This is a genomic window from Bifidobacterium sp. LH_558 (assembly GCF_056356295.1).
The window spans coordinates 40,643-59,185 of record NZ_JBKETZ010000008.1 but is presented as its reverse complement, the minus strand read 5'-3'; the positions used below and the strand labels follow the sequence as shown (position 1 = coordinate 59,185).

Genomic DNA, 18,543 nt, shown 5'->3' with positions numbered 1-18,543 from the left:
GAAGCATCGTCTACTGGGCGGGCTGGTAGTTGTCGCCGTTGAGCGCGGCGGCGGCTTTGGCGCGGGCTTCGTCGATGGTCACATCGGCGAGCGCGGCACGCACGTCGTCCAACGCCACCGGGGTCATCGACAGCGAGTTGACGCCCAGTCCGGCCAGTACGACGGCCAGATCGGGGTCGGCCGCGGCCTCGCCGCATACGCCCACCGGCATGCCGTGCGCGTTGCCCGCGTCGCAGATCAGTTTGATCGCGCGCAGCACCGCTGGATGCCAAGCGGTCTGGTAGCCGGCGACAGATCCGAGCGTACGGTCGGCGGCCATCGTGTATTGGGTCAGGTCGTTGGTACCGATGGAGACGAAATCCGCCACTTCAGCGACCTTATCGGCCATCAACGCGATCGACGGCACTTCGGCCATCGCACCGACCTTCTTCAGTCCGAAGCTTTTGCCCAGCTTCACGAAGTAGTCGGATTCCCACTGGTCGGCGACCATCGGGGCCATCACCCACAGGTCGGCGTCGGTTTGCGCGTCGGCCGCGGCCAAGGCGCGCAGCTGTCCTTCGAGCACGTCCTTATGTGCGCGCAGGGTGCGCAGGCCGCGCAAGCCGAGCGCCGGATTCGGCTCGTCCTCGGGGGTGAGGAACGGCAGCGGCTTGTCGGCACCGGCGTCAAGCAGGCGGATGACCACTTTTTGGCCGGGGAACTGCGCCAACAGTTCGGCGTAGGCTTTGGTCTGCTCCTCCACGCTCGGCGGCTCGCTGTTGCCGATGAACAGGAACTCCGTACGGAACAGGCCCACGCCTTCGGCACCGTATTCCAAAGCCTGGGCGGCGTCGGCGGGCTTGCCCACGTTGGCGAGCAGCGGAATATGCGTGCCGTCCTTGGTGCCGCCCGGCTGTCCGCGCAGCTCCTTGGCTTTGGCGGCCTGCGCCTTGGCGGCTTCGGCGGCGGAGATCTGTTCATCAGTCGGATCGCAGATGATCTCGCCGTGAGCGGCGTCCACGATCACGGTGACGCCGTCGGTCAGCTCGACGGCTTCGGCGGCGGAGACGACGGAGACGATGCCGAGGGCGCGAGCGAGGATCGCGGTATGCGAGGTGGGGCCGCCCTGCGAGGTGACGATGGCAAGTGTTTTGTCCATGTCAAGTCCGGCGGTGTCGGCGGGAGAGAGATCCTCAGCCACCAGCACGAACGGCGTATCGCTCACCGGCACGCCGGGCGCGGCCACGCCCATCAGATCGGCGATCACACGCTGGCCGACGTCATGCAGGTCGGCGGCGCGTTCGGCCTGATATCCGCCGATCATGCGGAACATCTCTTCGACTTGGCCGAAACCTTCGAACACCGCGCGCTCGGCGGTTTTACCGCCGGAAATCAATCCTTCGATGGAGGTTGCCAGGGCGGGATCGGAGGCGAACATGGCGATCGCCTCAAGAATCGGAGCCGCCTGCTTGGCACCTTCGTCGCCTTGGGCCGCTTCGGCCGCACGACGGTTCAAATCGGCGTTCACACGGGCCAGCGACTCGCGCACGCGCGCGATCTCCCCTTCGGCCGCGACGCTCTCGGCGCGAGGCACATCCGCAGGCTCCGCCAACGGCGGTGCCATACGAATCACCGGACCTGCCGCAATACCACGTCCAATACCAACACCCTTGATTTTCATAAGGGGGCTCCTTTTTATCACAGCCGATGCAATTCGGCCAATTTCAACGGGTATCCACTCCTTCGCCGATACCTCGTCATGCGCGCACACGCAATTTGTTAATAGTATATACTTAAAAACGTTGAACGCCAGCCAACGCGATCGCCGCGTTGCGCTTCCACGGCGACGCCAACGCCGGTGCCGCATTCAGACCCAAGGAGGTCACTCATGGCAACAACAACCCGCACCACCACCATCAACGATCCCGTGGGCATCCACGCCCGTCCGGCCGCGGAATTCTCACGCGCCGCCACGGCCTCCGGCTGCACGGTCACCATCGCCAAGCAGGGTGGAGCGCCGGTTCCCGCAGGTTCGATTCTGTCGGTGATGGGCCTGGGTATCAAGCAGGGCGACTCCGTCGAGCTGACCGTTGAAGGCGACAACGCCGAATCCGTGGCCGATGAGCTCATCGCCACACTCACCAAAGCCGAATAGGCCGAATTAACCCCACCGCCCGGTACCAATTTCAGACCGATTTCAAGTTTGGTGTGTCGGGCCGTCCGGACTCGCTCGAGTAAAACGATTGATTTACGAGTTTGGTGTGGAAAATCGGCCATCTTCGGAGAATCCGACACACCAAACTCAACCTCCTCTCTTGGTGAGGCGTGCGCGTGAGGACACTCGACTAGTTTCAGTGGTTTCGGTTTCGTTGAAAATCAGGGCATCAGCGCACAGAAGAGGGCTTCGAACACCAGCGTGGGATTGCCATTGCCGGCGAGCCGCTTGCGCGCGGTGGACACCTCATCGAGGCGCGATACCACCGCCGAACGGCTCAACCGCGCCGACAATTCGGTGATCGCAGTGCGATTCTCCAGATTGACCAGTCCGACGGAGTCCTCGGCGTTGTTCTGCAACACGGCCACATCGCGGTAGACCGAGGCGATGGAATTAAGCGCCCGGTCGAGAACGTCGCGAGTGCGCCGCGTGACGAACCGCTTCGTATCATCTTTTTTGCCGACGGCGTCGTTGTAGGCGACGCGCAGTTTCGGCGGAATGCGGTCTTTCTCCCCCAAACCGTTCACACGGCGGAACTCCGCCTCCGCCCGTTCCGATCGACGCTCGGCATCCGCCTCGGCCTGCGCCTTGGCGTTGTCGATAAGGTCACCGGCCAGCAGCACGGCGTCCGAGGCGCGCGACAACCGCAGCACACCAGAAACCAATTCGTCGCGGTCCGACATGGCCCGCTCATCGGTGGCGTACATGCGCGCGATGCCGATATGCCCCTCGGCCAGTCTCGCCGCGCGACGGGCGATATGCACGTCCACGCCGGCGTCCGATTCCAGAAACTCCGCGACGGCCTGCGCGCTGGGCACCGCAAGATTCACGATGCGCGTGCGCGAGCGGATGGTCGGCAGCACATCCTGCGCGCTGGGAGCGCACAACAGCCAGATGCAATGCTCGGCCGGCTCCTCGATCTCCTTGAGCAGCACGTTGGTGGTGCGTTCCAGCATGCGGTCGACGTCTTCGATGATGATGATGCGCCACGGTGCCGTGCTGGGCATCTGCTCGGAAATGGTGATCAGGTCGCGCACCTCGTCGATGCCGATGGTCACCTTATCGGTGGCGAGCACGGTCACGTCGGGATGGGTGCCGGCCAGCACCTGGCTGGACACGCGCGTCATCTCCTCGCTCATGCCGTGGTCCGGGCTTTCCAACGCGGCCGCGAACGCGCGTGCCATATTGGACCGCCCCGATCCGGGAGGTCCGCAGATCAGCCAGGATTGGGTGATCTGCTTGGGATCGCCGGATGCGATATGGCTGAGCATATCGACCACCGGCCGTTGCCCGATAATGGAATCCCACACGCTCATCGCACGCCGCCGTTCTCCGTTTGGTTCAACAGGCCGCTGCAATCCTTGCGGATCGACTCCCACACCTCGTCGATGGTCCGGCTCGCGTCCACCACGCGGAAGCGCTCCGGCTGGTCGGCGGCCAGATCGAGGAACGCCTGCCTTGTGCGCGACTGGAAGCCGCTGCCGGCGGATTCCATACGATCCTCATCATGCTGCAGTCGGGCATGCGATGCGGCCGGATCCATATCCAGCAGGTAGGTGCGCGTAGGCAGCAGATCACATGTGGCCCACATGCTCAGCCCGCGGATCTCCTCCGCCGTCAGTTCACGCCCGCCCGCCTGATAGGCCAGTGATGAGTCGAGATACCGGTCGGTGATCACCACCGCGCCGCGATTCAGGGCGGGGCGGATCACCTCGGCGACGTGCTGCGCGCGGTCGGCGGCGAACAGCAAGGCCTCGGCACGCGGGGAGATGTCCGCGGCCGCACCGTCGACGCCATGCAGCAGCATGCGGCGGATGGCCGCGCCAAGCGCGGTGCCGCCCGGCTCGCGCGTCACCACAACCTCACGGCCCAAGGACTCGGCGAAGGCGCGCAGGCGCTCGACTTGCGTGGACTTGCCTACGCCGTCGATGCCCTCCATCGAGATGAACAGTCCTTGCATCTTTACCTCATTACTCTTAACGATCTAGGGTCTGGCGGTCAACGCTCGCTACGCTATCGCGGCTCGCTGTCACGAACAGCCCACTGGACTGTTCGTCCTCTCATATTGGCCTCGCAATCTTTAGCGGTCAGAGGTTTGGCGATCAGCAGTTTGGCGATCTACGCTCACGACGCTATCGCTGTTCGCTATCACGAACAGCCCACTGGGCTGTTCGTCATTTATTACTTCTTATTACTCGAAGTTTTGGCGACCACGGCGGGGCGCGTGTAGCCTTCGTTCGAGGTCAGCCAATCGATGTCGCCTTTCACGGTAGCCGCGGTGGAGCCGATCTTTTCGGCGATGCGCGTATTGGCCCATCCCTTGTCGGCCAGCTTCTTCACCTCGGCGCGACGCTCGGCGCGCTTCGCCTCCGCGGCGTTCACCTTCGGCGCGGCTTTCGCACCCTTCGCACCCTTCGCCGAGGCGGCGCGACCGCCACGTCCACGCCCGCGGGTCGAGGGACCCGCCGCGCGCTTCTCCGCCAGCAGACGGAACGCGTCGGCCGGATCGATCGTCTCGGGCGCATACTGGCGCGGCAGCGTGCGGTTCGTCTCACCGTCGGTGATGTACGCGCCGAATCGCCCGTCCTTGATGGTCACGGGCTTGCCTGTCTCCGGATCCGCACCCAACTCGCGCAGCGGCGGCTTAGCCGCGCCGCGCCCGCGTCCCCGACCGTACTTCGGCTGGGAGAACAGCTCCTTGGCCTTGTCGACGTCCACGGTGAAGATCTCATCCTCCGACCCCAGCGAGCGCGTCTCGGACTTGCCGTCGGGCGTGGTTTTCGTCAGATACGGGCCGTAGCGGCCGTTGTTGGCGGCGACGGTCACCTGGCTCACCTCGCCGGTTTCGGCGTTGGCCTCCTCATACGTGCCGACCTCGCGCGGCAGGCTGAGCAGACGCAGCGCATCCTCCAAGGTGAGCGATTCGGGACTCATCGTCTTGAACAGGCTCGCCATCTTCGGGCGCGGCGCGGCATCGGCCTTCTTCGAGCCTTTCTTCGCACCCGCAGCACCAGCGGTTCCAGCAGCCGCGGCACCCTCGCCTTCGCCGGCGGGCATCACCAGCGCCACATACGGGCCGAACCGCCCGTTGCGCACTTCGACCGTGCCACCGGTGGCCGGATCCACGCCCAGCTCGCGCGGGCCTCCGGAATGGTTCTCGATCAGATCATGCCCCACCTCAACGGTGAGCTCGTCGGGCGCGAGGGTGTCGGGCAGGGAGGCGCGCTTGGGGTTGCCTTCGGCGTCCGTATGCTCCATATCCTCCAGATACGGCCCGTACCGGCCCACGCGCACATGCAGTCCGTCGCCGATATCGATGGTGTTGATGGCGCGGGCGTCGATGTCACCCAGCTGCGCGACCTGCTGCTGCAGGCCCTCATGTGCCTCGTCGGAGTTCGCGGCCGCGCCCTCTCCGGAGCCGAAGTAGAAGCGGGTGAGCCATTCGCGGCCGGTTTCCTTGCCGTGCGCAATCTGGTCGAGCCCGTTCTCCATATCCGCAGTGAACTGGTAGTCCACCAACTTGGGGAAGTTGGTCTCGAGCAGTTTGGTCACGGAGAACGCGAGCCAGCTGGGGATCAGCGCCCTGCCGCGTTCGTACACGTATCCGCGGTCCATAATCGTCGAGATGATGCTCGCGTAGGTGGAGGGGCGGCCGATCTCCTTGGCTTCCAGCGTTTTGACCAGCGAGGCTTCGGTGTAGCGCGCGGGCGGCTGGGTCTCATGCCCGTCGGCCGTGACCTCGGAGGCGGCGAGCTGCTGCCCGGTGGTCATCGGCGGCAGCGAGGCGTTGTCATCGGCGTTCTTCCCGCCCGATTTGGGCCTAGCGGCCGAATCCGCGCCTTCGGCGGAGGCGGCGTCGGTGTTGTTCGCGGAGGATTTCGCCGCGTTGGACGCGCCCGTTCCGCCGGTGGCCTTCATGAAGCCGGGGAATTCGATCACGGTGCCGGAGGCTTGGAAAATCGCCTCGCCCGTCTCGCCTGTGGGGGCGGAGAGTTTCACGGTGGCGGTCGAACCGGTGGCGTCGGCCATCTGCGAGGCGAGCGTGCGCTGCCAGATCAGCGTGTACAGGCGCAGTTGGTCGACCGGCAGTTTCGACGCGAGCTCGGCCGGATCATGGAAGCGCGAGCCCGCGGGGCGGATGCATTCGTGGGCTTCCTGCGCACCGGCGGTTTTGGTCGCGTACTGCTTGGGCGCGTCGGACAGGAAGGCCTTGCCGTAGTGGTATTCCACGCTGGCGCGGGCGGCGGCGATGGCCTCCTGGCTGAGCGTCACCGAATCGGTACGCATGTAGGTGATGTAGCCGTTCTCGTATAGGCCCTGCGCGGCGCGCATGGTGGCGCGCGAGCTCATGCCCAGACGGTTGCCCGCGGTCTGCTGCAGGGTGGATGTGGTGAACGGCGGCTGCGGACGACGGCGGTACGGCTTGGTCTCCATCGACATCACCGTGAACGCGGCCGACTTGAGCGCGTTGGCCGCGGCGGTGGCGCCGGCCTCGTCAAGCTGCAGCACATTGTCGGAGAAGCCCGCGGGAGTCAGCTGCCCGTCGGGGCCGAAATCCTTGGAGACGGCGAGGCGCTTGCCTCCCAGCGAGACCATACGCGCGTTGAATTCGGTCTGCTCCCCCAGCGCGTCGGGCGCGCCGAGCGTGGCGACCACATCCCAGTAGGGCGCGCGGCGGAAGGCCATGCGTTCGCGTTCGCGTTCCACGATCAGGCGCGTGGCCACCGACTGCACGCGTCCCGCGGACAGGCCCGGACCCACCTTGCGCCACAGCACCGGCGACAGCTCGTAGCCGTACAGGCGGTCGAGCACACGTCGGGTCTCCTGCGCGTCGACCATATGGCCGTCCACGTCGCGCGTCTGGCTCAGCGAGGTATTGATCGCATCCTTGGTGATCTCGTGGAACACCATGCGCTTGACGGGAACCTTGGGTTTGAGGGTCTGCACCAAATGCCATGCGATGGCCTCGCCCTCGCGGTCCTCATCAGTGGCGAGGTACAGCTCGTCGGCGTCTTTCAGCGCGGCCTTCAATTCGGAGACGGTGCGCTTCTTATCGGCACCCACCATGTAGTACGGACGGAACCCGTCGTTGACGTCCACGCCGAACTTGCCGAACTTCGCCTTCTCCTCGGCCGGGACCTGGCTGGGCTGCGCGAGATCGCGAATATGACCCACCGACGCCATGACGGTGTACCCCTCGCCCAAGTAGCCGCCGATCTTACGGGCCTTGGTCGGGGACTCCACTATAACGAGCTTGGTGCCGGTTGCCATGCTTGCTCCTTCATTCTCCCCACGGATGCGGGGTTCTTGGCGTCATCTTACTCATGCGATACGGTCAAGCGCCAAATTGGGGCCTGTTGCGCCCAGTCCGCGCCCTATCCGTGAGGCGGGTCGCAGCACGCCCGTCCGTCTCAGAACGAGGGCGGCACGGGAGGCGCAGGAGGCGCGGGTGGCGCTCCGATCAGGCCGATGCGGGTCAGCGGCGAGGCGGTGATCTGCCGCATCGCCAACGCGGAGGAGAACACCACGGACGCGACGGCCGCGATCAGCACCATCGAGGAGACCACCGCGCCGGACAGCGACCACGACGCGCTCACCGACAGACCCGGCAGCACCTGCCACACGATATACGCGGCATACGCCACGGCCAGCAGACCAGCGGTGAGCAGCACACTGCCCACAATCTGCACGCTGACCGACGAGGCGCGCGTTCCCACCGCGTCCATGCCGGAACGCCGGGTGAACGCCATCGTCAGCATGGCGGCGGCGCCCACGAGCAGCAGCGCCATCACCACATCGCAGGGGCGGTGCCAATGGGCCACAACCACGGATGCGCCCACCAGCGACGACCATACGGCGGCGATCACTGCGGCCAGCGCGCGGCAGACGCGCGGGGCCGCCAACACCAGCAGCATGCCGGCCGCGGCGGCCAGAATGGTATGTCCCGAAGGTGCGGAATTCAACGCTCGCGATTCGGTGTTGATCAGGAACGGCCGGGGAAGCACCCCTTTGAGCAGTTCGGACGCGCCGCACAACGCGCCGAAAACCACCATCTGCCCCAACAGCCACCAGCGGCGACGCACGGCGGCGGAAACCAGCGCCAGCACGCCCAGCACGCAGCTGACCGCGATCACCACCCAGGATTGCCCCACCACGGACAGCAGTCCGCCGAGCCAGCCGGGCACGGGATCGTCGAAGAACGTCCAGATCATATCCTCATAGGACTGGCCTTCCGCCGTGCATACGCCCAGCCACCACACGCCGAACGCCGCGGCCAGAAACACCACGGCCAGCACGAGGCAGGCCACGCGGCTGGAGAGTCGCGGCCGTATGGCGAGGGGATCGAGCCGGGCGAGCCCGCGGTCGAGTTCTTGTTCGTCATTCATACCCACGACTCTACGGCCGCACCCCAGACAGCCGCCGCGGCCGCGCCCGCTCACGGCAAAACCCGCACAACCCGCACTGCGGAGTCCCGACGCCTTCGTCGGCGTATAGAAAAACCTCCACGCACCCGTCAGAGGCCACTTACCCTTGCTGCATTCCTGCCCTGGGGGAGTTGGGTGACATAGCGCCGCGTGGAGGCTCTCACTAGTGTACAGCACCCCTGGTCATCGCCGTGTCGCGCGACGCCAGCCCGCACGTCCCGCCTCATCAAGCGGGGCTCGGGCGGGTCCGGAACGCTTGCGGGTACTATGAGGAGCGAAACGAACATCGGTGATGAAAGGTTGCGTTCCATGGCTGTGGATTATCCGGATTTGGTGGTTGTCGGCGCAGGATTGTTTGGTTTGACGGTGGCGCAGCAGGCCGCGGAGCTGGCGGGCGCTCGTGTCGAGGTGATTGATATCCGCGGTCATATCGGGGGCAACGCGTACAGCTATGTGGACGAGGAGACGGGCGCTGAGATCCATAAGTACGGCGCGCACTTGTTCCATACGTCGAGCGCTCGGGTGTGGGAGTATGTGAACAGGTTCACGGAGTTCACGGATTACGTGCACCGCGTGTGGGCGACGCACGGGGGCGAGGTGTATCCGTTGCCGACGAATCTGGGCACGATCAACCAGTTCTTCCGCGCGCATTACACGCCGGACGAGGCGAGGGCTTTGATCGCCGAGCAGGCGGGCGAGCTGGCGGGCCAGGATCCGCGGAACCTGAACGACAAGGGCATCTCGCTGATCGGCCGGCCGTTGTATGAGGCGTTCATCAAGAACTACACGGCCAAGCAGTGGCAGACCGATCCGGCGGAGTTGCCGGCGGGGATCATCAACCGTCTGCCGGTGCGGTTCAACTACGACAACCGGTATTTCAAGGACACGTGGGAGGGCCTGCCGAGGGACGGCTACACGGCCTGGATGGAGCGCATGGCCGCCGACGAGAGGATCCATGTGAGCCTGGGTGTGGATTTCTTCGACGAATCGCAGCCGTACAACAAGACCGCGCTCAAAGAGGCGGGCGTGCCGGTGGTGTACACGGGTCCGGTGGACCGCTACTTCGACTATTCGCTCGGGGACCTCAAGTGGCGGACGGTGGACTTCAAGGAGGTGCGCTACGACGAGGGCGACCATTTCGGCTGCCCGGTGATGAACTTCTCGGACGCGGACGTGCCGTACACGCGCGCGATCGAGTTCAAGAACTTCAATCCCGAACGCCGCGAGAGCCAGAATCCGGACAGGACGGTGGTGTGGGAGGAGTACAGCCGGTTCGCCGAGCGGGGCGACGAGCCGTACTATCCGGTGAACACGGACGCGGACAGGGAGCTGTACGCGAAATACGAGGAGCTCGCGGCCAAGGAGGAGAACACGGTGTTCGGTGGCCGGTTGGGCACGTACAAGTACTACGACATGCACCAGGTCATCGCCACCGCGCTCGACGCGTACGAGAACAAGATCGCACCCATGCTCGCCAAGTAACACACGCGCCAATAGAGCAGGCGAAACCGACGTGAGGCATCGGCTTGAAGCCAAGCGGATATCCAGACGGTTTCCAGACAAGGGCGGGAAAACCGTCTAATTGTGAGGGTTCGGGGAAAATCAACGCCCCGAACCCTTGTTTTTCGCTCTCATCGAGCGCCTTGTTCATGGGCAGCGGTTACGGTGGAATGCATGGCTTCATATACACGTCGCGCCCGCAACACCGCCGGCGCCGCCGAGTCGAGCTCCTCGACCCGCGGCCCCCGCACCGCACGCACCGCCACGTCCCACCGGAGGGGCAATGGCGGCGTGAAGAAAACGGGCGCACCTCAATCGCATAAAAAAGGCCGGAACGGCAAATCCGCCAACGGCAAGCGCCGCGTGCTCAAATGGGTGCTCGGCATCATCGGCGGCCTGATCGGCGCCATGCTGCTCGCCGGCATCGGTTTGTTCGCCTACCTATACGCCACCACGGAGATCCCCCAGCCTGAGAAATTCGCGCTGGCGGAGAAAACCACCGTCTACTATGCCGACGGCACCACGGAGATCGGCTCCTACGCCGAGCAGAACCGCGAGATCATCAGCTGCGAGTCCCTGCCCGACTACGTGGGCCAGGCCATCGTCGCCTCGGAGGACCGCACCTTCTACAGCAACTCCGGCATCGACCTGAAGGGCATCGCCCGCGCCTTCATCACCAACGTGACCACAGGCACGCGCCAGGGTGGCTCCACCATCACCCAGCAGTACGCGGAACGCTACTACATGGGCGAAACCACCTCGTATATCGGCAAGGCGCGCGAGGCGGTCCTCGCCATCAAAATCGCCCAGTCCGAAAGCAAGGACGAGGTGCTGTGCAACTACATGAACACCATCTACCTGGGCCGCAACTCATACGGCATCCAGGCGGCGTCGCAGGCGTACTTCAATAAGAACGCCGCCGACCTGACGCTGTCGGAGGCCGCGATGCTGGCGGGCATCATCCCCGCGCCCTCGACCTGGGATCCCGCGGTGAACGAGGAGATGGCCCAGCAGCGCTTCGAACGCGTGCTCAGCATCATGCAGGAGGACGGCTACATCACCGCCGCCGAGGAGAGCGAGGCCGCCTTCCCCACCGTCACCGACGGCACCCAGCAGAACGTCTACCAAGGGTCCAACGGATACCTGCTCACCATGGTGCAACGCGAGCTCGTCGGCGCCGAGGCCTTCACCCAGGAGGATCTCGACACCGGCGGCTATAAGATCGTCACCACCATCGACAAAGCCAAGCAAGACATCATGCAGTCCGTGGGCGACACCCGCCCCGAAGACATGCCCGAATCCATCCAGGTGGGCGGCATCGCGGTCGATCCCGACACCGGAGCGGTGGTCTCCATCTACGCGGGATCGGATTATCTGACGCATCAGCTCAACAACTGCGACCAGGCGGTGTTCGAGCCCGGCTCGACCATGAAACCCTTCGCCCTATTGGGCGCGGCGCAGGAGGGCGTGAACTTCAGCACGCTGTTCAACGGCAACTCCCACCAGCATTTCTCCGGCATCACCGCCGAGGTGAACAACGCGCTGGAGAACGATTGGGGCAACATCGACCTGTACCAGGCCACCGCCAACTCGGTGAACACGGTGTTCATGGCCGTCAACGAGAAGCTCACGCCGCAGCGCACCGCAGAAATCGCGCACGAGGCCGGCATCACCGGTGAGATCGACGAGGATTCCCCGTACAACGTGCTGGGCATCAACGCGATCACCGTGTGGGATCTGGCGCAGGGACACACCACCATCGCCAACGACGGTGTGAAGAACACGCTGCATATGGTCGCCTCCGTGCAGGATTCCGACGGCAACGACCTGTACAACGCGCCCGCCGAGAACGAGCAGGTGTTCGACGCCAACGATTGCGCGCTGGTGCAGAAGGCCATGCAGGGCACCACCTCGTACGGCACGGCCGCCGGCGTCTCCTCGCTGCTGGGCCGCCCGGTGGCGGGCAAGTCCGGCACCGCGAACGACGAGAACGCCGCATCCTTCGTGGGATACACGCCGAATCTGCTCAACGTGTGGGCCATCTGGAATCCGGATGAGGAAGGCAACCCGCAGGTGGTGCCGGAATTCGCCGGCTACGGCGTCTCCTCCACCGGCTATCCCTCGCATTTGTTCAGCGAATACATGAGCCAGGCCTTGGTCGGCATGGAGGTCGAGCAGTTCACCACGGCCACGGATGACGGCAAGATCGGCGGTTCCGACGGCACGTGGGGCTTGGGCACCTCCCTGGCGCAGCAGCAGCAGGAGGCCGAGGAGAAAAAGAAGGCCGAAGAGGAGGCCCAGAAGAAGGCTGAGGAGGAAGCGAAGCAGAAGGCCGAGGAAGAGGCTCAGAAACAGGCCGAGGAACTCGCCGCGCAGTGCGCCGCCAACCCCAGCTATTCCACCGAATGCCCGAACTATCCCACCACGGGCGACGGCGGGGATGGCGATGACGGTTCCGGCGATGATTCCGGCACCACCTCCACCACTCCCGACAACAGTTCCAGCACCGGCGGCTCTTCCTCCAGCACCACCAACTGAGGCTGGAGGGACCCGCTACCGCGCCAAGCGGTCGTATTCCTCCCGGGTGAGCGAGACGACGCCGCCGTGCTTGGTGTGCTCGGCGAGGCTGAATTCGGAATCGTCCATCAGACGCCAGCCCGCGTCCAGATCGTTCGTGACCATCGGACGGTAGCCGATCGAGGGGATCACGTCCACCAGCAGATACCATTCGTCATCCGCTCCCCCATCGTTGTGATGGTTGGCGAACACGGCCGGGCCTTCCACACCGCCGGGCTCGCCGCCGGCGTATTCGGCGCCGATGCGCGTTTGGATCTCGGTCCATTCCACGCCCGGCTCCCACCAGCGCTTCGCATCGGTGCTCTCCATCCAGATGCCGTTGCCATGGCTATTGTCTTTGGTGATGCGGTAGGTGCGCGTACCGCCATCCGGCAGAGGCCGCTGGACCATGGTGGTGTCGATGGAGTTGCCGCCCGTGTCGATGAACACGCCGCCGTATTCGTACGTTTCGTTGGTGAAGTCGCGGGTCGCGCCCCACAGCACGGTGTCGTGGGATTCCGCGGTATGTTCGGGGTCATCGTCGGCGAAGGGACGGGACGACCAGTACATCACAAACGCGCCACGACCGCCGCCATGGCCGGCCGCGCGCTCCTCGTCGTAATAGTCCGGCACCCACAGGCATTCGCAGGCCCAGGCCATGCCGAGCTCCATGTGCGAACCGTCGGCCCTGCGCGACACGTCGAGCGTGCGTGGGCCGCGCCAATGCAGCAGATCGTCGGATTCCCAGATGATGAGGTCGTTGCTGCCATGGTGGCTCCAATAGCCCCAGTTGTCGTTGCCCTCCTCGGCGTCGCGTCCGCCGAACACGCGCAGGTCGGTGGCGATGATGTACCACACGCCGGTTTCCGGGTTGCGGATGATATGCGGGTCGCGCACGCCCGTGGTGCCGATATCCGAGGTGAGCACGGGCTCGCCGCCGTTGAGCGGAATCCATCGGCGCGGATCGTCGCCGTCGGAGAGGTCCAGATAGATGCGTTCGGCGTAGCCCTGCGGGTCCTCGCGGAAGTGGACCATCAGGTAGCCGTACCGCTCGTTGTCTGCTGCGCCCATAATCGTTCCTTTCGTAGTATGCGTTGTGTTGCGCGTCATATCGCGCGTCGTATTATGCGGTGCCGCACGCCCGGTCGAGCCAGACTGGAGCTCAGCGCGGCTCCAAAACATGCACGTCCATTCCCGGCAACCGGCCGAAGGAGTAGATCGCGCCCATCGCGGCGAAGGCCGGCGCCGCGACGCCGAAGGCCATCATCAGCCCCGGCCACGTGTAATACGCCCACACCACCAGCAGAAACAGCAGCGCGAGCATCAGCGAGCACAGGGGGCGGGCCACCACCATCTGGAAGGAGGTGCGCACCTGCCACCACAGCCCCTCGTCGAAGTTCACATGCACCGCCCACGACATCATCATGAACAGTCCATAGACGATGTTGAGCACCAGCAGCGCTCCGGAAACCCCGTAGCCGATCGGGCCGAAGTCGTTCCAATTCATCAGCCAGTACTCCCAGATCAGCACCAGCCAGACGGCGAACTGCGGGTAGCCCAGCGCGTTGGCCGGCTTCAGCTCCGCCTTCCAAGCCTGATGGAACACGCTCCATGTCTGCTTCACCGTCCACGAACGGTCGTCGACATCCAGCAGCCACGTGCGATAGGTGGCGTATGAGGCGGCGATCGAGGGGAAGAATCCCGCCACGACCAAGCCCATCAGCATATGCACGATGAAGGCGACGTGAACGACCACGATCATCATGATCATGCGGCAGATGAATTCATAACCAACGGCGAACCGTTTCATCGGGACCTCTTTCGTCGGGGATCGTCATACCTGTACACAACAGTTATAGGCGATTGTTTGGAGCTTGGTGCGGATATGAACCGGCGCTGCCGCCGTATGGAGTACGGTCGTCAGCGCCGGTCGGAGTACACACAAGAGACGATGGTTGTCGATCAGCCCTTCACGGCGCCGATCATGACGCCCTTGGTGAAGTACTTCTGGATGAAGGGGTAGATGACCAGCAGCGGCAGGGTGGAGACGATGATGATGCCGTACTTGATCGAATCGGCCAGCTGCTGGCGTTCGATCATCGACTGGCCGTTGCTGCTGCCGCCACCGGACGTGGTGACCTGGTTGGCGAGCAGGATGTTCTGCAGAATCACCTGCAGCGGCTGCTTGTTCTGGTTCCTGATGTAGATAAGACCCGTGAAGTAGTCGTTCCAGTGGCCCACGAAGTAGTACAGCGCGATCACGCCGATGATGGCGCTGGACAGCGGCAGCACGATCTTCATGAAGTAGCCGAAGTATCCCAGACCATCGATCTGCGCGGCGTCATGCAGCTCCTCGGGAATCGAGGATTCGAAGAAGGAACGCACGATGATCACGTTGAACACGGAGACGGCGCCCGGCAGGATGAACACCCACATGGTGTCGAGGATGTTCAGGTCCTTCATCAGCAAGTAGCCGGGGATCAGACCGCCGGAGAAGAACATGGTGAAGGTGAACAGGAACAGGATGACGCGGCGGGGCTTGAACTCCGCGCGGGACAGCGCGAAGCCCACCGGCAGCGTGACCAGCATGTTGACCAGCGTGCCGACCACGGAGTAGAGGATGGTGTTGCGGTAGCCGATCCAGATGCGCGGCTCCTGCATCACCTTGAGATAGCCGTTGAAGTTGATGCCCTTCGGGAAGAGCACCACCTCGCCCTGGGAGACGAGTCCGGCGTTCGAGAAGCTGGCGATCACCACGAACCACAGCGGGTAGATGGTCACGAACACCACGGCCACGATGATGGCCGCGATCAGGATGTCAACGACCCAATCGCCGGGCGTCTTGTGCTGGCGGACCTTGGGGTTCCACGGGATATCTGCGCTGGAGGCCTTGGCGGCGAGCGTGGGGGCGGATGCACTCATGGCTGATGATCCTTTCTTGACGTTTCGGTTCCGCATCAGAAGATGCTGGTGTTGGATGCTCGCTTGGCAACCTGGTTCGCGATGATCAGGAACAGGAAGTTGATGACCGTGTTGAAGAGGTTGATGGCCGTCGAATAGCTGTACTGGTTGGAGACCAGACCCATCTTGTAGACGAAGGTCGAAAGCACCTCGGAACCGGAGAGGTTCAGCGAGTTCTGCATAAGGTAGACCTTTTCGAAGCCGACGCCGAGCACGGAGCCCATGTTCAGGATCAGCAGGATGCCGCAGGTGGGCAGGATGGTGGGGATGTCAACGTAGCGGATCAGCTGGAGGCGGCCCGCGCCGTCCATCTTGGCGGCTTCGTACAGCGAGGTGTCCACGCCGGCGAGGGCGGCCAGGTAGATGATGGAGTTCCAGCCGCAGTGCTGCCAGACTTCGGTGATCCAGTAGATCGGAGCGAAGGCGTCCGGGTTGCCCAGAATGTTCGTCTCACCGAGGAAGCGGCCGATCATGCCGGAGTTCGGCGCCAGGAAGATGTTGATCATCGAGACGATGACCACGGTGGAGATGAAGTGCGGCATGTAGGTGATCGTCTGCACGAAGGACTTGGTGCGCTTGCCGGCGATCTGGTTGATAAGCAGCGCCAGGATGATCGGCGCGATGAAGCCCAGCACCAGCGTTCCCAGGGAGACGCGGATCGTGTTGATGATCAGGTCGTCGAACTGCGGGGACTTGAAGAACTGGGTGAAGTATTTGAAGCCGACGAATTTGCCGCCGGACAGGCCCGCGCCGGGCACGAACTCGCGGAAGGCGAGCTGGATGCCGTACATGGGCACGTAGGCGAACAGGCCGACGAAGATCATCGCGGGCAGGGACATCAGCCACAGCTGCCAGTAGCGTGACATGTGGGAGCCGATGCGGGACATCAGAGACGGACGCTTTGCCGTGCCGTCGCCCGCCTGCCGCGATGCGGAGGACATATCTTTGGCGCTGTGCGCGCCACGTGTTGCGGAAGCCATGGATACCTTCCCCTCAATGAAGTGCGATCTACAGGATTGCGACAAGTGCGTCGCGCGATGCCGCGCGATGCGACGGCGTCGATTGCCCAAGCCGGGTGGCACAGGGCCCGATTGCCGTTCGCGCGTCTGTGATGGCGAGGGAATCGGGCCCTGTTGTGTTGGTTTTCGGTTATGTGCGGGATGGGGTCATCTCGCGTTCACGCTCGGCTCAGGAGGCGGCGATGGTGTCGTCGTAGGCCTTCTGCCACAGCTCGATGTTCTGGTCGAGACCGCTGCTCTTGAGCGTTTCGATGTACTCGTTCCAGGTCTCGTCGGTCAGACCGCCGTCCTGGATCCAGGTGGAGATGAGCGGCAGGGCGTAGTTCCAGATGGTCGAGTTGTTGTTGGAGACGGTGGTGTTGTCTTCGGCGCTCAGTCGGGTGTACATCGGGATCAGGTCGTTCTCGCCGATGTGGGACTGCTGGGTGGCGTACACGGTGCCGTCCTCCTCGGCCAGGACCTTGTCCTGATCGCCGGTGACGGACATGTCCTCGCGGACCCAGGTCAGGCCGCGGTCGGCCAGACCGAAGGTGGACAGGTCGTCCTGGAACTGGATCACGTTGTAGACGCCGTCGCCGGTGTTCTCGATGTAGGTGTCGAGGTCGCCGTAGTAGGACTCCATGGAGATGTCCGGATCAAGGAAGGTGTCGATGATCTTGAGGGCGGCGGCCTTGTGGGTCTCGTCCAGGCCGGCCGCGACTGCGGCGCCGTTGTAGATGTCCTGGAACTCCGGCTCCCAAGTGGTCTCCTCATAGGAGACGCCCGGGGCGGCAGGCACTTCGATGGAGACGTATTCGTCGGACAGGTCGCCGAAGTTGCCGGTGTTCCAGCCGAAGATCATGCCGACCTTGGCAGTCACGCCGTCGGAGGAGATGTCGGCGGTGTTCAGCGAGGCGTCGCGGGTGAGCACGTCGGCGGGCATCAGGCCGGCTTCGATCAGGGAGTGGTAGTACTCGATGACGGAGCGGAAGTTGTCGGTGAGCATCCAGTTGTTCACCACGCCGTCCTCAACGTACATACCCTGGGAACCGGCGGAGGTGATCACCTGGGTGTTGATGCCGGTGCCGTTGAGCAGCAGGAACGGGCTCCACCAACCGAATCCGGCGGTGCCGAGCTGGTTGATCAGCATCGGGACCTCATCGGCCTCGCCGTTGCCGTTCGGATCCTGATCCTTGAAGGCGGTGAGCACGGTGGTCAGCTCGTCCCAAGTGGTCGGCACTTCCAGGCCGAGCTTGTCGAGCCAAGCCTTGTTGATCATGAGGTTCTGGCCGGAGGACCACTTGGCGCCGGAGGCGTTGCCGTAGTCGGAGGGCACCTGCCACACATGGCCCTCGAGGTCGGAGCCGAACATCTTGGCTTCCGGCACGGCTTCGAAGTATTCCTGCACGTTCGGCATGGAGTCGAGATCGTCGGAGAGGTCCTCCCAGTAGTTGTACTGGGCGAAGTTGTCGGCATTGTAGCCCCAGATGGTGATGTCGGCGACGTCGCCGCTGGCCAGCACGGTGGAGGCCTGCTGCGCCCACTGGCTGTCGAGGATCTCCTCCCACTCGATCTCGCAGTCGCAGGCGGCTTCCAGATCCTGGGTGAGCTTCATGTCCTTGGCTTCGATCTGGGTGCTGCGCTTGATCAGGCTGATCTTGATGATCGGCTTGCCTTCGGCGTTCGTGGCGTTGCCGTCGCTGCCGCAGGCGGTCAGGCTGACGGTGCCCATCAGAGCCAGCGCGATGCCGGCCGCAAGGCTCTTCTTGATCTTCATGGTTTCTCCTTACTTTCTTTGGCAGTCAACCAAAAATTCTTCGTTGAACAACCGAGGTCTGCCCAAGGACTTCCTTGTCGGCGATTGTGTCGCCACAGCTTCGGTTTCTAACGTTGTAATTAAGATCATACA

General features: G+C 63.9%; 13 protein-coding genes, 1 other RNA gene and 1 pseudogene. 3 read left to right on the top strand and 12 right to left on the bottom strand.

The window, feature by feature from the left end; genetic code table 11:
• Positions 1–10 precede the first annotated feature (10 nt).
• Complete coding sequence (gene ptsP, locus AC1AV0_RS10075) at positions 11–1,660, bottom strand: phosphoenolpyruvate--protein phosphotransferase (protein ID WP_476573619.1); 1,650 nt, start codon at positions 1,658–1,660, stop codon at positions 11–13.
• Between the two features lie 207 nt (positions 1,661–1,867).
• Here ptsP and AC1AV0_RS10070 point away from each other — a divergent pair, with 207 nt between their 5' ends.
• A complete protein-coding gene (locus AC1AV0_RS10070; RefSeq protein WP_476573617.1) occupies positions 1,868–2,134 on the top strand; it encodes an HPr family phosphocarrier protein in 267 nt (88 codons plus the stop codon).
• A gap of 221 nt (positions 2,135–2,355) precedes the next feature.
• Here the strand turns inward: AC1AV0_RS10070 and AC1AV0_RS10065 are convergent, their stop codons facing one another.
• The 6 genes and pseudogenes from AC1AV0_RS10065 to ffs form a co-directional block, all read right to left on the bottom strand.
• A complete protein-coding gene (locus AC1AV0_RS10065; RefSeq protein WP_476573614.1) occupies positions 2,356–3,510 on the bottom strand; it encodes a DNA polymerase III subunit delta' in 1,155 nt (384 codons plus the stop codon).
• Positions 3,507–4,154: a dTMP kinase gene (tmk, locus tag AC1AV0_RS10060; protein ID WP_476573613.1), complete on the bottom strand. Its 648-nt coding sequence runs from the start codon at positions 4,152–4,154 to the stop codon at positions 3,507–3,509. The genes AC1AV0_RS10065 and tmk overlap by 4 nt, the downstream gene beginning before the upstream one ends.
• Before the next feature lie 221 nt (positions 4,155–4,375).
• Entirely contained in the window at positions 4,376–5,128 is a 753-nt protein-coding gene (locus AC1AV0_RS10055) for a topoisomerase C-terminal repeat-containing protein (RefSeq protein WP_476573734.1), read from the bottom strand.
• A 119-nt stretch (positions 5,129–5,247) separates the two neighbouring features.
• Positions 5,248–7,465, bottom strand: a pseudogene (topA, locus tag AC1AV0_RS10050) (type I DNA topoisomerase); the annotation flags it as partial.
• 140 nt (positions 7,466–7,605) lie between these two features.
• Entirely contained in the window at positions 7,606–8,580 is a 975-nt protein-coding gene (locus AC1AV0_RS10045) for a phosphatase PAP2 family protein (protein ID WP_476573611.1), read from the bottom strand.
• Positions 8,581–8,685: 105 nt separating this feature from the next.
• Positions 8,686–8,782, bottom strand: an RNA gene (gene ffs / locus AC1AV0_RS10040) — signal recognition particle sRNA small type.
• Between the two features lie 146 nt (positions 8,783–8,928).
• On the opposite strand from ffs, the gene glf reads away from it, so the two are divergent.
• Both glf and AC1AV0_RS10030 read left to right on the top strand, forming a co-directional pair.
• Entirely contained in the window at positions 8,929–10,101 is a 1,173-nt protein-coding gene (glf, locus tag AC1AV0_RS10035) for a UDP-galactopyranose mutase (protein WP_476573609.1), read from the top strand.
• Between the two features lie 393 nt (positions 10,102–10,494).
• The gene (locus tag AC1AV0_RS10030) at positions 10,495–12,657 is read left to right on the top strand and encodes a transglycosylase domain-containing protein (protein ID WP_476573732.1); all 2,163 of its coding nucleotides are present in this window, start codon (positions 10,495–10,497) and stop codon (positions 12,655–12,657) included.
• Positions 12,658–12,672: 15 nt separating this feature from the next.
• Here the strand turns inward: AC1AV0_RS10030 and AC1AV0_RS10025 are convergent, their stop codons facing one another.
• The 5 genes from AC1AV0_RS10025 to AC1AV0_RS10005 all read right to left on the bottom strand — a co-directional run bounded on the left by AC1AV0_RS10025 (position 12,673) and on the right by AC1AV0_RS10005 (position 18,411).
• On the bottom strand, positions 12,673–13,746 hold the full coding sequence (locus AC1AV0_RS10025; RefSeq protein ID WP_476573608.1) for a glycoside hydrolase family 43 protein: 1,074 nt from the start codon (positions 13,744–13,746) through the stop codon (positions 12,673–12,675).
• Between the two features lie 91 nt (positions 13,747–13,837).
• On the bottom strand, positions 13,838–14,485 hold the full coding sequence (locus AC1AV0_RS10020) for a YesL family protein (RefSeq protein WP_476573607.1): 648 nt from the start codon (positions 14,483–14,485) through the stop codon (positions 13,838–13,840).
• A 152-nt stretch (positions 14,486–14,637) separates the two neighbouring features.
• On the bottom strand, positions 14,638–15,597 hold the full coding sequence (locus AC1AV0_RS10015) for a carbohydrate ABC transporter permease (protein WP_476573605.1): 960 nt from the start codon (positions 15,595–15,597) through the stop codon (positions 14,638–14,640).
• Between the two features lie 35 nt (positions 15,598–15,632).
• On the bottom strand, positions 15,633–16,577 hold the full coding sequence (locus AC1AV0_RS10010) for an ABC transporter permease (protein ID WP_476573730.1): 945 nt from the start codon (positions 16,575–16,577) through the stop codon (positions 15,633–15,635).
• A 247-nt stretch (positions 16,578–16,824) separates the two neighbouring features.
• Entirely contained in the window at positions 16,825–18,411 is a 1,587-nt protein-coding gene (locus tag AC1AV0_RS10005; protein ID WP_476573603.1) for an extracellular solute-binding protein, read from the bottom strand.
• Positions 18,412–18,543 lie beyond the last annotated feature (132 nt).

Bases quoted from the DNA above. Each gene is read 5' to 3' on its own strand.
- tmk (WP_476573613.1), bottom strand. From the start codon at position 4,154: ATGCAAGGACTGTTCATCTCGATGGAGGGCATCGACGGCGTAGGCAAG.
- AC1AV0_RS10010 (WP_476573730.1), bottom strand. From the start codon at position 16,577: ATGTCCTCCGCATCGCGGCAGGCGGGCGACGGCACGGCAAAGCGTCCG.
- AC1AV0_RS10020 (WP_476573607.1), bottom strand. From the start codon at position 14,485: ATGAAACGGTTCGCCGTTGGTTATGAATTCATCTGCCGCATGATCATG.
- AC1AV0_RS10025 (WP_476573608.1), bottom strand. From the start codon at position 13,746: ATGGGCGCAGCAGACAACGAGCGGTACGGCTACCTGATGGTCCACTTC.
- ptsP (WP_476573619.1), bottom strand. From the start codon at position 1,660: ATGAAAATCAAGGGTGTTGGTATTGGACGTGGTATTGCGGCAGGTCCG.
- AC1AV0_RS10055 (WP_476573734.1), bottom strand. From the start codon at position 5,128: ATGAGTCCCGAATCGCTCACCTTGGAGGATGCGCTGCGTCTGCTCAGC.
- AC1AV0_RS10070 (WP_476573617.1), top strand. From the start codon at position 1,868: ATGGCAACAACAACCCGCACCACCACCATCAACGATCCCGTGGGCATC.
- AC1AV0_RS10045 (WP_476573611.1), bottom strand. From the start codon at position 8,580: ATGAATGACGAACAAGAACTCGACCGCGGGCTCGCCCGGCTCGATCCC.
- glf (WP_476573609.1), top strand. From the start codon at position 8,929: ATGGCTGTGGATTATCCGGATTTGGTGGTTGTCGGCGCAGGATTGTTT.
- AC1AV0_RS10005 (WP_476573603.1), bottom strand. From the start codon at position 18,411: ATGAAGATCAAGAAGAGCCTTGCGGCCGGCATCGCGCTGGCTCTGATG.
- AC1AV0_RS10065 (WP_476573614.1), bottom strand. From the start codon at position 3,510: ATGAGCGTGTGGGATTCCATTATCGGGCAACGGCCGGTGGTCGATATG.
- AC1AV0_RS10015 (WP_476573605.1), bottom strand. From the start codon at position 15,597: ATGAGTGCATCCGCCCCCACGCTCGCCGCCAAGGCCTCCAGCGCAGAT.